This is a genomic window from Curtobacterium sp. NPDC088465, assembly GCF_044753165.1.
In the GTDB taxonomy this organism is placed as follows: Bacteria; Actinomycetota; Actinomycetes; order Actinomycetales; family Microbacteriaceae; genus Curtobacterium.
The window spans coordinates 1443707-1457688 of the sequence record NZ_JBIVMR010000001.1 but is presented as its reverse complement, the minus strand read 5'-3'; the positions used below and the strand labels follow the sequence as shown (position 1 = coordinate 1457688).

At 71.8% G+C, this 13982-nt stretch carries 15 protein-coding genes and 1 riboswitch; of the genes, 5 read left to right on the top strand and 10 right to left on the bottom strand.

Going from position 1 to position 13982, the window contains the following annotated elements; all coding sequences use genetic code 11:
* Window positions 1-96: 96 nt before the first annotated feature.
* Together ACIP6W_RS06935 and purU are read right to left on the bottom strand one after the other, a co-directional pair.
* Window positions 97-510 (bottom strand): YrdB family protein, encoded by a 414-nt coding sequence (locus tag ACIP6W_RS06935; protein ID WP_066656768.1) that lies wholly within the window; start codon window positions 508-510, stop codon window positions 97-99.
* A gap of 7 nt (window positions 511-517) precedes the next feature.
* Window positions 518-1378, bottom strand: a complete 861-nt coding sequence (purU, locus tag ACIP6W_RS06930) for a formyltetrahydrofolate deformylase (RefSeq protein WP_066656765.1) — start codon at window positions 1376-1378, stop codon at window positions 518-520.
* A gap of 165 nt (window positions 1379-1543) precedes the next feature.
* On the opposite strand from purU, the gene ACIP6W_RS06925 reads away from it, so the two are divergent.
* Together ACIP6W_RS06925 and ACIP6W_RS06920 are read left to right on the top strand one after the other, a co-directional pair.
* Entirely contained in the window at window positions 1544-1867 is a 324-nt protein-coding gene (locus ACIP6W_RS06925) for a hypothetical protein (RefSeq protein WP_066656763.1), read from the top strand.
* Between the two features lie 26 nt (window positions 1868-1893).
* Window positions 1894-2526, top strand: a complete 633-nt coding sequence (locus ACIP6W_RS06920) for a nucleotidyl transferase AbiEii/AbiGii toxin family protein (protein WP_251155245.1) — start codon at window positions 1894-1896, stop codon at window positions 2524-2526.
* 9 nt (window positions 2527-2535) lie between these two features.
* Here the strand turns inward: ACIP6W_RS06920 and ACIP6W_RS06915 are convergent, their stop codons facing one another.
* The 4 genes from ACIP6W_RS06915 to clpS form a co-directional block, all read right to left on the bottom strand.
* Window positions 2536-4083 (bottom strand): MFS transporter, encoded by a 1548-nt coding sequence (locus tag ACIP6W_RS06915; protein ID WP_400428795.1) that lies wholly within the window; start codon window positions 4081-4083, stop codon window positions 2536-2538.
* A complete protein-coding gene (locus ACIP6W_RS06910) occupies window positions 3972-4391 on the bottom strand; it encodes a MarR family winged helix-turn-helix transcriptional regulator (protein WP_209685378.1) in 420 nt (139 codons plus the stop codon). Before ACIP6W_RS06910 ends, ACIP6W_RS06915 begins: the two co-directional genes overlap by 112 nt.
* Window positions 4392-4593: 202 nt before the next feature.
* Window positions 4594-5067, bottom strand: a complete 474-nt coding sequence (locus ACIP6W_RS06905; RefSeq protein WP_326496942.1) for a DUF2017 family protein — start codon at window positions 5065-5067, stop codon at window positions 4594-4596.
* Entirely contained in the window at window positions 5064-5363 is a 300-nt protein-coding gene (gene clpS / locus ACIP6W_RS06900) for an ATP-dependent Clp protease adapter ClpS (protein WP_066656757.1), read from the bottom strand. Before clpS ends, ACIP6W_RS06905 begins: the two co-directional genes overlap by 4 nt.
* Before the next feature lie 64 nt (window positions 5364-5427).
* A riboswitch (ZMP/ZTP riboswitch) is annotated at window positions 5428-5513 on the top strand.
* A gap of 51 nt (window positions 5514-5564) precedes the next feature.
* Here clpS and glyA point away from each other — a divergent pair.
* From glyA to ACIP6W_RS06885, 3 genes are all read left to right on the top strand, one after another.
* Window positions 5565-6854 carry a serine hydroxymethyltransferase gene (gene glyA / locus ACIP6W_RS06895; RefSeq protein WP_400428792.1) on the top strand — a complete coding sequence of 430 codons (1290 nt, stop codon included), beginning with the start codon at window positions 5565-5567 and terminating at the stop codon, window positions 6852-6854.
* The gene (locus tag ACIP6W_RS06890) at window positions 6851-7774 is read left to right on the top strand and encodes a tetrahydrofolate dehydrogenase/cyclohydrolase catalytic domain-containing protein (RefSeq protein WP_400428790.1); all 924 of its coding nucleotides are present in this window, start codon (window positions 6851-6853) and stop codon (window positions 7772-7774) included. Before glyA ends, ACIP6W_RS06890 begins: the two co-directional genes overlap by 4 nt.
* A 153-nt stretch (window positions 7775-7927) precedes the next feature.
* Window positions 7928-8377 carry a hypothetical protein gene (locus tag ACIP6W_RS06885; RefSeq protein ID WP_400428788.1) on the top strand — a complete coding sequence of 150 codons (450 nt, stop codon included), beginning with the start codon at window positions 7928-7930 and terminating at the stop codon, window positions 8375-8377.
* A 165-nt stretch (window positions 8378-8542) separates the two neighbouring features.
* On the opposite strand, the gene glmM is transcribed toward ACIP6W_RS06885, so the two are convergent.
* The 4 genes from glmM to ACIP6W_RS06865 form a co-directional block, all read right to left on the bottom strand.
* Window positions 8543-9919 (bottom strand): phosphoglucosamine mutase, encoded by a 1377-nt coding sequence (glmM, locus tag ACIP6W_RS06880; RefSeq protein ID WP_066656981.1) that lies wholly within the window; start codon window positions 9917-9919, stop codon window positions 8543-8545.
* 22 nt (window positions 9920-9941) lie between these two features.
* A complete protein-coding gene (rpsI, locus tag ACIP6W_RS06875) occupies window positions 9942-10427 on the bottom strand; it encodes a 30S ribosomal protein S9 (RefSeq protein WP_066656983.1) in 486 nt (161 codons plus the stop codon).
* Window positions 10428-10463: 36 nt separating this feature from the next.
* A complete protein-coding gene (gene rplM / locus ACIP6W_RS06870) occupies window positions 10464-10910 on the bottom strand; it encodes a 50S ribosomal protein L13 (RefSeq protein ID WP_022904636.1) in 447 nt (148 codons plus the stop codon).
* Between the two features lie 253 nt (window positions 10911-11163).
* Window positions 11164-13959, bottom strand: a complete 2796-nt coding sequence (locus tag ACIP6W_RS06865) for an ExeM/NucH family extracellular endonuclease (protein WP_400428786.1) — start codon at window positions 13957-13959, stop codon at window positions 11164-11166.
* Window positions 13960-13982: the final 23 nt, after the last annotated feature.

Sequence of the window (13982 nt, the reverse complement as noted above, 5' to 3'; positions counted from 1 at the left end):
CGGACCCGGAGCCGGAGCCGGACCTGGACCCGGACCCGGAGCCGGACCCGGACCCGGACCCGGAGCCGAGGCCGGACACCGACGCGGGCCCGGAGCTCACGCCGTCTCCCGCCGGAACGCGACCACGCCGGAGAGCGCCGCGACCAGCACGAAGACCAACCCGACCACCGGGTGCCCGAGCGACACCCAGGCGCCACCGGCCGCGATCACCAGCGCGGTCTCGACGACCACCTTGCCCACCACGTCGGTGTCGATCGGCGAGCGCGGCGAGCGGAAGAGGAACCAGACGACCGCGGCGAACAGCGGTGCCCCGACCATGAACAGCACCCCCGGGAACGGGAACGGCCACGCGAGGTAGCCCCAGTACGCCAGTGACAGCAGCCCGAACGCGCACACGAGCACGCGCAGCACCGTCCAGCCGGAGACGGAGGCCCGGCGGCGTGCGGGTGCCGGGTCCGTGGGCGGCGGGACGTCGCCCCAGTCGACGGGGCTCTGCGGTGCGTTCGTCATGCGGTGCCTACCTGAAGATGATCGTGCGGGCGCCGTCGAGGAGGACGCGGTCCTCCGCGATCCAGCGCACCGCCTGCGTCAGCGTCCGGGACTCCTCGTCCTGGCCGATCGAGACCAGCTCGGCGGGCTCCTTCGTGTGGTCGACCCGGACGACGTTCTGCTCGATGATCGGGCCCTCGTCGAGGTCGCTCGTCACGAAGTGCGCCGTCGCACCGATGAGCTTGACGCCGCGCGCGTGCGCCTGCCGGTACGGGTTGGCGCCCTTGAAGCCGGGCAGGAACGAGTGGTGGATGTTGACGGCGCGGCCCTCGAGCGCGGCGCACAGCTCCGGCGACAGGATCTGCATGTAGCGGGCGAGGACGACGAGTTCGATGTCGTGCTCCTCGACGGCCTCGAGGATCCGCTGCTCCATCGCCCGCTTCGCGTCCGCGTCGGTGACCGGTCGGTGCTCGAACGGCACGGAGTAGAACGCCGCCAGCCCGGACAGGTCGGCGTGGTTCGACAGCACGAGGGGGACCTCGATCGGCAGCTGGCCGCCGCGCTGCCGGTAGAGCAGGTCGTTCAGGCAGTGCCCGGCCTTCGACACGAGCACCAGGGTCCGCATCGGACGCCCGACCACGTCGAGCTGGACCCGCATGCCGTAGCGCTCGACGACGGGTGCGAGGGCCTGCTCGAACGTCTCGCGGTCGACCGGCGCCATGACCTGCAGGCGCATGAAGAACGAGTTCGTGTCGGCGCTCGAGAACTGCTGCGACTCGGTGATGTTGCCGTTCGCCGCGACCACGGCTCCGGAGACGGCGTGCACGATCCCGGGCTGGTCGTCGCAGACGAGCGTGAGGGTCCAGTGCGTGGGGTTCGGGGCGGTCACGGAGATCAGGGTACCGGGGCGCTCCGGCGGTCCGGCCGGGAGGCCCGTGGCGCGTCCGACGTGCGGCCCACGTCGCCGACAGGTCGGGGCTGACCGCCGGGCGCCGCGTCCACAGGGGCTGGTCCTGTCGTGGGGGCATCGGTACCCTGGAGAGGGGAGGGTGCGATGACGATCGACTCAGCGGTGCGGGTCCGCACCCAGGCCACGCGCGGCTTCGCCGTGCCCGCCAGCTTGGACGATCTCACGGGCCCGGCCGAGGGCTCGCTCCGGCTCCCCGACACGGTGTACTGGGGGCCCGACCCGGTCGTCGACCTGGCCCACTGGGACGATGTCGCGAAGGCGTACGAAGCAACCCTGCGTGAGGGCACGCTTGCTGACGTCCAGGCCCTGGTCAGTCCGGCGGTCCTCCGGCGATGGTGGTCGCGGCTCTTCCTGCCCGTCCGGATCCGACGTGCGTGGGAGAGCCGGTTCCCCGAACTCGTCTCGTGATCGCGAGCGAGGCGATGCAGCGACGCGTGGCGTCGATCGCCCTCGCCGCGACCGACGACTCCGGGTTCGCACTGGCAGGGTCGGGTGCCATCCGTGAGCACGGGTTCACGGCTCGCCCCACTGCTGATGTGGACCTCTTCACCGACCGACGGGACGCAGGTGGGTTCGAGCGCGCTCTCGGCGATGTCATCGCGCAGCTCGCCTCCGAGGGCTTCGTCGTCACCGTCGCCAGACGCTTCGAGCTCTTCGCCAGGCTGCGGGTCACGCTCGATGGTGAGGTGGTCGAGGTCGACCTGGGAGTCGACTGGCGCGCTCGGCAACCCGTCGTGCTCGCCCTCGGCCCGGTGCTCGACGAGTACGACGCGGTGTCGAACAAGGTTGCAGCCTTGTTCTCGCGTGCGGAAGCGCGAGACTACCTCGACGTCGACGCGATCCGCCGGAGCGGGAGGTTCTCGGACGCCGAGCTCCTCGACGGCGCAGCCGAACACGACGACGGCTTCGATCGACAGCTCTTCGCCGAGGCGCTCCGACAGGTGCGGAGGATCGGTTCGCGGCGTGTGCGTGAGTACGGCGTGACCCCCGCCGAGTTGGCGGGTGTCGAGCGGAGGCTGACCGACTGGGCCGACCAGATCGAAGCGGCGATCGGCGCCGAGCACTGACGCGCCACGTCAGCGCCGGTCCGCCCGCGCCAGCGCCCGGTCTGCGAGCGTCAGCACGCTGAGCAGCACGCCGACGCCGAGCATCACCCACGCGAGCACGTGCAGGTCCGGCGTGGTCGGGGCCTGGCCGAACACCCCGCCGATCAGCGAGGACGCCGCGATCGCGCCGATGTAGATGCTCGTGCGCGACAGTCCGGCGGCGGTACCGATGTACTCCGAGGGCACCACCTTGTACAGCGCCGCCTGGTTCGACACCGACGCCAGCGCCTGGGGCACCCCGAACAGCGCCGGTACGACGAGCAGCAGCACGAGCGGCGACCCGGCGTGCAGCAGGAGCAGGAGCCCGGCGCCGACCAGGGGGACGAGCGCCGCGACGACGAGCGGCCGGCGGACGGCGGTGCGGCGGGCGACCATGAACGACACCACCCCGGCGACGACGGCTGCCGGGAGCTGCAGGTACCCGGCGACGTCGCTCGGGTAGCCCGCGACGTCCTGCACCCACTGCGAGAACCCGTACGTCATCGTGTAGGCGAGCAGGTAGGTCAGGAACAGCCGCGCGTAGGTGCGGGACAGCGCGCCGTTCCGGACGAGCAGGCGGACGTCGACGAAGGGCTTCGTCGCGCGCAGCTCCCAGAGCACGAGCGCCACGATCAGCACGACGGCGACCGCGAGCAGCCACCAGAGTCCGGCGCCGAGGTCGAGCAGGAACACCAGGAGCGCCGACACCGTGCCGGTCATGAGCACCATGCCGAGCGGGTCGAGCGCGGTCCGGACCGGCAGCTGCTCGGCGTCACGGGGTCGGAGCCGGTCGGACGGCAGCCACATCGCGGCGACGACGAGGCCGAACACGGCGAGCGGGACGTTCACCAGGAAGATCGCGTGCCAGCCGAACGCCGCGATCAGTGCGCCGCCGAGGGGCGGTCCGGCCGCAGCGGAGACCAGCGAGGTGATCGAGAGCGCCCCGAGCACGAGTGGCGGTGTCGGCTTCCCGATCCTGGCGGAGTGCTGCCGCAGGGTGGTGAGGGCGGCCGGGTACGCCGACGACGTCCCGATCCCGATCAGCACCCGTGCGGCGACCGCCCCGCCGAACCCGGTCAGCACCTCGGGCACGACGCCGGCGACGCCGACGATCACGAGTCCGGTGAGGAAGACCTTCTTCGGGCCGAACCGGTCGGCGAGCTTGCCCATCGTCGGCTGCGCGACCGCGCTCGCCAGGTAGAGCGCGGCGACCAACCAGATCGCCTGCGAGGCGCCGATGCCGAGGTCGCGGGAGATCGGCGCGAGGGCGACGGACACCATCGTCGTGTTGATCGGGTTGAGCAGCGGACCGACCAGGACGGGGACGAGCAGCTTCGGGCCGAAGCCGCTGCCGCCGGTGGTGCCGGCGTCGGGGACGGTCGGGACGGGGGAGGTCGACGTGGACGTGAGGGGGCTTCTTCCTGGGGTCAGTCGTCGGTGAGCGGCGTGAGGATCGCGAGGGCGCGGGCGACCGTCACCCGGTCCTCGTCGGGCAGCGCGGCGAGACGGTCCGCGAGCACCCGGGTCCGGGTGGTCCATGCGTCGGCGCGGGCTCGGGAGCCCGTCTCCGTGGCCCGGACGAGCGTGCGGCGGCCGTCCGTCGGGTCGGGGCGACGCTCGGCGAGCCCGAGGTCGACGAGGGCCTGCACGGTCGCGCCCATCGACTGCGGGCGGACCCCCTCGGCGCGCGCGAGGTCGGCGACGGTGCTCTCGCCGTGGCGCAGGAGCCGACCGAGCGCGGCGGTCTGGGACGCGGTGACCTCGTCGGCCTTCCCGGCGAGCAGCGTGCGGCGGATGCGACCGTGCAGGGTCAGCAGGTCGTCTGCGAGCGTGTCGATCGGTTCCACGGTGGAACAGTACGACTGAACAGGGCACCTTGCAAGGTTGCCTTCTGATCAGATGGTGCCGACCCCTCATTGCTCGCCCAGATGCGCGGCCACCGCGGCCACCGCGACCATCGCGACCACCGCGACCACCGTGACCACCGCGACCAGCTGACGGGCCGGTACTGACGAGGCGGGACGTGCGCCGCGCCTCCCGGCCGTCCCGTCAGCGGGTGGTGAGGGTCGTGACGAGGTGTTCCTGCACGTACCCGATCCAGTCGTAGACGTCGCGCAGGCCGAGGCCGGCGTCCCCGGAGGACGAGGCCTCCTCCGACGCGGCGTCGGTGATGCCGAGCCGCTCCGCGATCGTCAGCCGCAGGTCGGTGAGGCACCGGAGCCAGGCCTGCTCGTCCGGCGGGGTCATCGCGCCGTCCCGCGCACCGGTCAGCCAGTCGTGCACGACGCCGGCGTTCGCGGTCTTCTGGGTGAGCAGGTCCGCATGCGTCCAACGGCGGAACTCGTCGCTCGCCTCGGTGTCCGACGGGTAGGCGTCCGGGAACATCCGCGCGGCGACGGGGTCGGACGCGAGGTCACCGCCGAGCACCTGCTGCAGCTGTTCGGTGAGCGACGTGAGGACGGCGCGCTCGCCCTCGGACATGGCGAGGTGCACACCGTCCTGGCGCCGGCTGAAGGGGATCACGCGTCCGGTCCCGCCGCGCGGTCGACGGTGGCCTGCAGGCCGTAGCCGTGCATGGCCTCGACGTGGCGCTCCATGGCCTCGCGGGCGCCGGTCGCGACGATCGCCCGGCCGTCGTCGTGCACCTGGCGCATGAGTCGCTCGGCCCGGGCGTGCGAGAAGCCGAAGTAGCTCTGGAAGACGTAGGTGACGTAGGACATCAGGTTCACCGGGTCGTCCCAGACCACGGTGACCCACGGCACGTCGAGGCGCGCGGCGAGGTCGGTGCGCTCCTCGACGTCGGGGCTGATCAGCGTCATGCGTCGACGGGGATGCTCGGGTGCATGTCCCCAAGGGTGACACGAACGTGCGCGCTCGGTACGATCGACGGGTCGCGACTGGCGTTGGATGGGTCACCATCGGGGAGCGACACCTGACACGGAGCGCGGCCGTACGCCTGGGCCGCGCCCACCCGTCCACCTCGTCGCGTCCGCGCGGCGACTCAGACAACGAGGAGTCCCGTGTCCATCACCGATCTGACGCCCGCCACCGCGCAGTCCACGTTCAACGCCCCGCTCGCCGAGGTCGACCCCGAGATCGCCGCCGTGCTGCAGAACGAGCTCGGCCGCCAGCGCGACACCCTCGAGATGATCGCGTCCGAGAACTTCGTCCCGCGCGCCGTCCTCGAGTCGCAGGGCTCCGTCCTGACGAACAAGTACGCCGAGGGCTACCCGGGCAAGCGCTACTACGGCGGCTGCGAGTTCGTCGACGTCGCCGAGCAGCTCGCCATCGACCGGGCGAAGGCCCTGTTCGGTGCCGCCTACGCGAACGTGCAGCCGCACTCCGGCGCGAGCGCGAACGCCGCGGTGCTGCACGCCATCGCCTCCGCCGGGGACACGATCCTCGGCCTCGAGCTCGCCCACGGCGGTCACCTGACGCACGGCATGAAGCTCAACTTCTCCGGCCGCATCTACAACGCGGTGTCCTACGGCGTCGACCCGGAGACGTTCGAGGTCGACTACGACGACATCCGTGCGAAGGCCATCGAGCACCAGCCGAAGGTCCTCATCGCCGGCTGGTCGGCGTACCCCCGCCAGCTCGACTTCGCGAAGTTCCGCGAGATCGCGGACGAGGTCGGCGCGACGCTCTGGGTGGACATGGCGCACTTCGCCGGGCTCGTCGCCGCGGGCCTGCACCCGTCGCCCCTGCCGCACGCCCACGTCGTGTCGTCGACGGTGCACAAGACGCTCGCCGGTCCCCGCTCGGGCATCATCCTGTCCAACGAGGAGTCGCTCTTCAAGAAGCTGAACTCCGCGGTGTTCCCGGGCCAGCAGGGCGGTCCGCTCATGCACGTGATCGCCGCGAAGGCCACCGCGTTCCTGCTCGCCGGCCAGCCGGAGTTCAAGGACCGCCAGGAGCGCACGCTGCGCGGTGCCCGCCTGCTGGCGGACCGGCTCACGCAGCCCGACGCGAAGGCCGCCGGCATCGACGTCCTCACCGGTAGCACCGACGTGCACCTGGTGCTCGTCGACCTCCGTGAGTCCGAGGTCGACGGCAAGCAGGCCGAGGACCTGCTGCACGAGGTCGGCATCACCGTGAACCGCAACTCCGTCCCCTTCGACCCGCGCCCGCCGATGGTCACCTCGGGTGTCCGCATCGGCACCCCGGCGCTGGCGACCCGCGGCTTCGGCGACGCCGAGTTCACCGAGGTGGCCGACATCATCGCGCTGACGCTCATGCCGAACCCGGACATCGCAGCGCTCTCGGCACGGGTGAAGGCCCTGACCGACGCGTTCCCCCTGTACGCGTGAGCGCCGCGCTCCCACGTGAGCGCTGGGCGGGGGAGGGCAGTGCCGTCCGCATCGACGGCACCGCCCTCGCCGCGCGCACGCTCGACGACCTGAAGGTCCGCATCGACCGCCTGCACGAACACGGGTTCCGGCCCGGGCTCGGCACGATCATGGTCGGCGCGAACCCGGGGTCGGTGTCGTACGTCGCCGGCAAGCACAAGGACTCGGCACAGATCGGGCTCGACTCGGTCCGCATCGACCTCCCGGAGACCGCTTCGGCTGCCGACATCCGCGCCGCGATCCTGCAGATGAACGACGACCCCCGGGTCACCGCGTTCATCGTGCAGCTCCCGCTGCCGCAGGGCATCGACCCGATCCCGATGCTCGAGCTGATGAACCCGGCGAAGGACGCCGACGGACTGCACCCGACGAACCTCGGTGAGCTCGTGCTCGCCGTGCCCGGTGGCGCCGGCACGATCGACGCCCCGCTGCCGTGCACCCCGCGGGGCATCGTCGCGATGCTCGAGGCCTACGACGTCCCGATCCGCGGGCAGCACGTGACGATCATCGGCCAGGGCCTGACGGTCGGTCGTCCGCTCGGCCTGCTGCTCACCCGGCTCGAGGCGACCGCCACCCTCACGCACTCGCTGACCGAGGACGTCGCCGCCGAGTGCCGTCGCGCCGACATCATCGTCGCCGCGGCCGGGGTCGCCGGGCTCGTGCAGCCGGACTGGGTCAAGCCGGGTGCCGCTGTCATCGACGTGGGCATCAGCCGCGTCGTCTCCCCGGAGACGGGCAAGGCGAAGCTGCGCGGCGACGTCGACCCCGCCGTGGCGTCCGTCGCCGGGTTCCTGTCGCCCACGCCGGGCGGGGTCGGGCCGATGACCCGCGCGATGCTCATGAAGAACGTCGTCGAGGCCGCCGAGCGCCACCTGCGGTAGCGCGACCCCGGTCGACCGAGACTCGGCCAGGCGGACACTTCCGTCCCCTGTGCAGGACGAAAGTGTCCGCTCGGCCGAGTCTCGGTGTGCGGCTTCGGACGGGAGGCGCGGATCACCCCCGCCACGCGCCTCCCGCGGTGCTACGGTCACGCCATGGGGGACGAACGACAGCTGACCGAACCGGTGCTGCGCCCGCGGCCCGCGCCGTCGCAGCTCACGAAGGACGCCCGCTGGCTGGTCCTCATCGTGGTGCTCTGCATCCTGTTCCAGCAGCCCGGCTCGAGCTGGAGCACGACCTTCGTCCACGCCGGGCAGGAGTTCGACTTCCGGTCGTCGCCGGCCCTCGGGACGACGCTCCTGACCGTCGGCATCGCCCTCGTCGGGTTCGCCGTCGCGGTCGCCCGCCGAGGCGCGAGCCGGTTCGACGAGCACACCGTGATGGGACTCACCCTCGCCGGCGTGCTCGGCGTCACCGTGGCGGTGTGGCTGCTCATGCCCGTGCAGACGGCGTGGGTGCAGTGGGCCGTCGAGCACGGTCGGACGCACCCGTTCGTGCTCGGGAACGTCGTCGAGACGACGCGGTACGCCGACTACGGAGGGTGACCGGCGGGCCGGCGGGCCGGTCAGCCGCTCGTGGCCGTGCAGCGTGCAGCGCTCGCTGCAGACCGTCCTGGCCCCGCACAACGAGAAGCGGCTCGCGCCACGGGATTCCGTGGCGCGAGCCGCTTCCGGTTGTTCCGACGACCCGGGACGTCGCGTGCGAGTGCCCTACGCGGCCGCGTCGATCGCCAGCCGGTCGCGCACGACGGCGGCCAGCTCCTCGGCGACCCGCTGCGCATCCTCCTGCGACGCCGCCTCGACCATCACGCGGACGACGGGCTCGGTGCCCGACGGGCGCAGCAGCACCCGACCGGCGTCGCCGAGGGCCTCGGTCGCCGCGGCGATCGCGTCCTGCACGCCCTGGTCGTCCAGCCCGTGGCGGTCGACACCGCGCACGTTGAGGAGCACCTGCGGGAAGACGGTCATGCACGACGCGAGCTCCTGCAGGCTCTTGCCCGTGCGGGCCATCTCGGCCACCAGGTGCAGGCCCGTCAGCACGCCGTCGCCGGTGGTGGCGTAGTCGTTGAAGATGATGTGGCCGGACTGCTCGCCACCGAGCGAGAAGCCGCCCTCGTTCATCTTCTCGAGCACGTAGCGGTCGCCCACGCCGGTCTCGAGCACCGTGATGCCCGCGTCCGCCATGGCCCGCTTGAGCCCGAGGTTCGACATGACGGTCGCGACGAGCGTGTCGTCGGCGAGCCGGCCCCGCTCCTGGAGCGAGAGCGCCAGGATCGCCATGATCTGGTCGCCGTCGACGGCGTTGCCGGCGGCGTCCACCGCGAGGCACCGGTCGGCGTCGCCGTCGTGCGCGATGCCCACGTCGGCGCCGTGCGCCAGCACCGCGGCGGCGAGGTTGTCGATGTGGGTCGAGCCCACACCGTCGTTGATGTTCATGCCGTCCGGGTCCGCGCCGATGAGCGTGACGCGAGCGCCGGCGTTGACGAAGACCTCGGGCGAGACGCCCGCGGCGGCACCGTTCGCGCAGTCGAGCACGACGTGCAGGCCGTCGAGCCGGTGCGGCAGCGTGCCGAGCAGGTGGACGACGTAGCGGTCCTCGGCGTCGGCGAAGCGGGTGATCCGGCCGACGTCGCCACCGGTGGGCGTCGGGGCGGACTGGTCGTGCATGGCCGCTTCGATGCGGTCCTCGACCTCGTCCGGCAGCTTGCGGCCGCCCGTGGCGAAGAACTTGATCCCGTTGTCGGGCGCGGGGTTGTGGGACGCGGAGATCATCACGCCGAAGTCGGCGTCGATGTCCGCGACGAGGAACGCTGCAGCGGGGGTGGGGATGACCCCGGCGTCGAGCACGTCGACACCGGCGGAGGCGAGACCGGCCGCGACCGCGGCACCCAGGAACTCACCGGAGACGCGCGGGTCGCGCGCCAGGACCGCGCGGGGGCGCGGTCGACCGGACGCCCGGCGGGCGTCCGCATGGTGTCCGTGTGTGAGCACGGCCGCGCTGGCCTGGGCGAGACCCAGAGCCAGCGCGGCCGTCAGCTCGCCGTTGGCGAGTCCACGAACACCGTCGGTACCGAACAGACGCGGCATTGCGATCGGGTTCGTCGCGCGACTAGCGCTTCGAGAACTGCGACGCCTTGCGGGCCTTCTTGAGACCGGCCTTCTTGCGCTCGATGACGCGGGCGTCACGGGTGAGGAAGCCGGCCTTCTTGAGGGTGGCGCGGTTGTTCTCGCGGTCGATCTCGTTCAGCGCACGCGCGATCGCGAGGCGGAGCGCACCGGCCTGACCCGAGGGGCCACCACCGGTGATGCGAGCGACGACGTCGTAGGCGCCGAGGAGCTCGAGCACCTTGAACGGGTCGTTGATCAGCTGCTGGTGCAGCTTGTTCGGGAAGTAGTCCTCGAGCGTGCGGCCGTTGACCGTGAACGAGCCGCCACCGGGGACGAGACGCACGCGGGCGATGGCCTCCTTGCGGCGCCCGACGGCACCGCCCGAGACGTTGAGGATCTGGCGGGGAGCGGCCTCCGAGGACGCCGGGGCGCTCTCGGTGGTGAAGCTCTCCGGGGTCTGGTCGAGGGAGTCAGCGATCTGAGCCATGAGTTTTATCAGTCCTTGAAGTCGTCGTGGCCGGAACTACTGTGCGACCTGGTCGAAGGTGTACGCCTTGGGCTGCTGCGCGGCGTGCGGGTGCTCTGCGCCGGCGTAGACCTTCAGCTTCTTGAGCTGCTCACGGCCGAGGGTGTTCTTCGGCAGCATGCCGCGGATCGCCTTCTCGACGGCGCGGGTCGGGTGCTTCTCGAGCATCTCCGGGTAGGAGGTCGCCGTGAGGCCGCCCGGGTAGCCCGAGTGACGGTAGTAGACCTTCTTCGCGAGCTTGGAGCCGGTGAGGGCGACCTTGTCCGCGTTGATGATGATGACGTAGTCACCCATGTCCATGTGCTGGGCGAAGGTGGCCTTGTGCTTGCCGCGCAGGAGCGCCGCGGCGTGGGTGGCGAGACGGCCGAGGACGACGTCGGTCGCGTCGATGACGATCCAGTCGTGCTGGACGTCTGCCGGCTTCGGGGAGAACGTACGAGTCACAGGAGTGCTGCTTTCGTGTCGAGGTGAGGAGTCCGTGAATCCCGCTCCGGTGGGTGTTCCGCGGGCGATGCTCGTGGAACTGCCCGGTGGAGGGCTCATCTGACTGTCCGGCGCACGGGGCGCACAGACCAAGGTGAGAGCCTACCCGACGCGGCTCGCCTTGTCGAACGGGGCCGTGACGGACGGGAGGCGCGGTGCCGTCCGACACCGCGCCTCCCGTCCGTCACACGGTCACGTCCGGGCCGCGGTCACCTCAGCCGAACAGCCCACGCAGCCAGCCGAACACACCGAGCACGACACGGACGACGTCCGCGACGAAGCCACCGTGACCCGGCCCGCCCGGCTTCCCGTCACCGTGGCCGGGCTTGCCCGGCTTCCCGTCACCGTGACCCGGCTTGCCCGGGTGGTCGCCGCCGTGACCCGGCTTGCCCGGGTGGTCGCCGCCGTGGCCGGGTCCGCCGGGGGTCCCGCCGTTGCCCGGCGTCCCACCGTCACCCGGCGTCGGGGTCTCGTCCTCGGCCAGGTCGAAGCCGACCAGGATCGGGTCGTGGTCGCTCGCCCGGTACACGTCGTCGCGGTACAGGTCGGTGACGTTGTAGTCGTAGCGGCTGTACTCCAGGCCCACCGACTCGGTCGAGTTGATGTTCCAGATGTCCACGCCGGTCACGGCCTCGAGCGCCGCGGGTGAGGCCAGCACGTGGTCGAGCGAACCGCTCAGGCCGCTGAACACGTAGGAGTACTCGGTCGGGTCCTTCGCCGGCCCGAGGTCGGTGTAGCCCGCGTCGCGCAGGACGACCATCGGGTCCTCCTCGCTGTAGGCGTTGAAGTCGCCGAGCATGAACACCCTGTCCGTGCCGTACTTCTCCTGCTCGGTGGTCGAGAACGCGGCGAGCGCCGTCGCCTGCGCCACGCGGGACGCGTTCGAGGCACCCTGGCCGTCGCCCTGGTCGGCGTCCGCGCCCGAGCCGGAGCCCTTCGACTTGAAGTGGTTCGCGATCACCAGGAAGTCGTCGTCCGCGTCCCCGCCGACCGGGCGGAAGGCGTCCGCGACGGGCTGGCGGGCGTTCGCGAAGGCCGGGTCGTCGAGGATGGTCGACTCGCCGACGGGTGCGACGCGGTCCTGCTTGTAGATGAGGGCCAGGCGGATGACGTCCTCGCTCGCGGGCAGCACCGCCGGGGACGGCACGTACGCCCAGGTGTCCTGGCCGGTCGCCGCGTTCAGCGCGGAGACGAGCGTGCCGACGGCGGCGTCGCGGTCCTTGCCGAACCGTGCTGAGTTCTCGATCTCCTCGAGGGAGACCACGTCGGCGCCGAGGGCGTTGATCGCCTTCACGATCTTCACCTGCTGGCGCTCGAGGTCGTCGGCGTTCGCGGCGCCACGGGCGTCGCAGCCACCGCGGACGGTCACGGGGTCGCCGTCGCGGTCGGTGTAGTACGTGCAGCCGGTGAGCTGGTCGCCCGTGGTCGGGAAGTAGTTCAGCACGTTGAACCCGGCGAGCTTGAGGTCCCCACCGACGTTCTCGGGTGCCGCGGTGCGGACCTGCGAGAACGACGCGGGCAGGTCTGCCGCGGGCGTCGCACCGGTGATCGGCAACGTCGGCTGGAACTTCCAGGTGTCGTTGCGGTAGTCGAGGACGACCGGCTCCGAGAAGGTCGCTGCGGCACCGACCGTGACCGGGCCCTGCGTGAGCCAGGACACCGGGACCGACTGGTTCGCGGCGCTGAGGAAGTTCGTGCTCGCGCCGTCGTCGAGGACCACCGTGCGCGCGGCGTTGTCGGCGGCGACCGCTGCGGCCTCGGCGCTGCCCGGGCGGGCGACCTCGGTCGGCTGGATCAGGCGCTTCGTCCCCGCGGCGAGCGCGATCTCGCCGTACTGGTTCGTCGTGTAGTTGTCGGCGACCGTGTAGTCGCCCTGCGGCGCGATCAGCATGCTCTCGAGCGACTCGCGCTGCGCGTCCGTGCGCGGCAGGGTCAGCGTGGCCGGGACCGGCTGCACGACGCCCGCGGCGGGGAGCTCCTCGACGTCGGCGGTCGAGCCGACCTCGAGCTCGGTGAGGCCGTTGTACTCGGCGACCGTGCCCGTGAGGCGCACGGCGTCCCCGATGGCGACGCTGCCCGCGGTCGCGGCGGAGAACACGAACACGGCGTCCGACGCAGTGTGGGTGGCGAGGTCGACCGCCCCGCCCGTGCCGGCGGTCTGGATCGTGTAGCCGTTCAGCCCACCCGTGGCGTAGACCGCGGTCACGACGCCCTCGGTGACGACGCGCTTCCCCACGTACGGCGACGCGGGACCCGTGCCCTGCAGCTGGGCGATCGTGACCGCTTCGGCAGGCGTGGTCGGCGTGCCGGGGTCGGTGGGGGTGCCCGGATCGGTGGGGGTGCCCGGATCGGTCGGCGTCGTGCCGGCGCCACCGGAGTTCTCCGGCGTCACCGTCGAGCCCAGGGCGAAGTCCGCCGCGTTGGAGTCGGTGTCGACGGTGCCGTCGCGGTGCAGCGCGTCCGGCACGGAGTTCGCCGTCCCGGTCGGCGCGACGGCGGTCTCGAAGGTGTTCGACGTGCCGTAGCCCAGCAGGTCGACGACGCCGGGCGTCCCGGTGGTGACCGAGCCGACCGGCAGCGTGAGCGCCGTGGCCTGGTCGGACAGGACGAGCGTGCCGGTCGACCCGGACGGGTTGAGGCCGGTCACGGCGTCGGGGGTGGGCAGCGCCTGGCCGTTCGTCCCGTTCGAGCCCATCTGCACGAGGTACGACCCGTGTGCGGGGACGGTGCCGCTGAGCTTGCCGACCGACGGCGTGCCGGTGTTCGCGGCGGCCCGGTACTGGATCGACCACCCGTCCACGGCGACGGCGGTGTCGGTCGGGTTCGCGATCTCGACGAACTTGTTCGCGAACGGCTGGTTCGCGCTGCCGCCCTTCAGGTACGCCTCGGCGATGACGAGGCCGGTGCCAGCGGGGTCCGCGACGGCGGTGGAGACGGAGACGAGCGGGGCGGCGACGAGCGTCGCTGCCACCGTGGCGCACAGCACGGTGCGCCGCAGGAGGTTGGGCATGCTGACCTTCGGCAGGAGGAGGG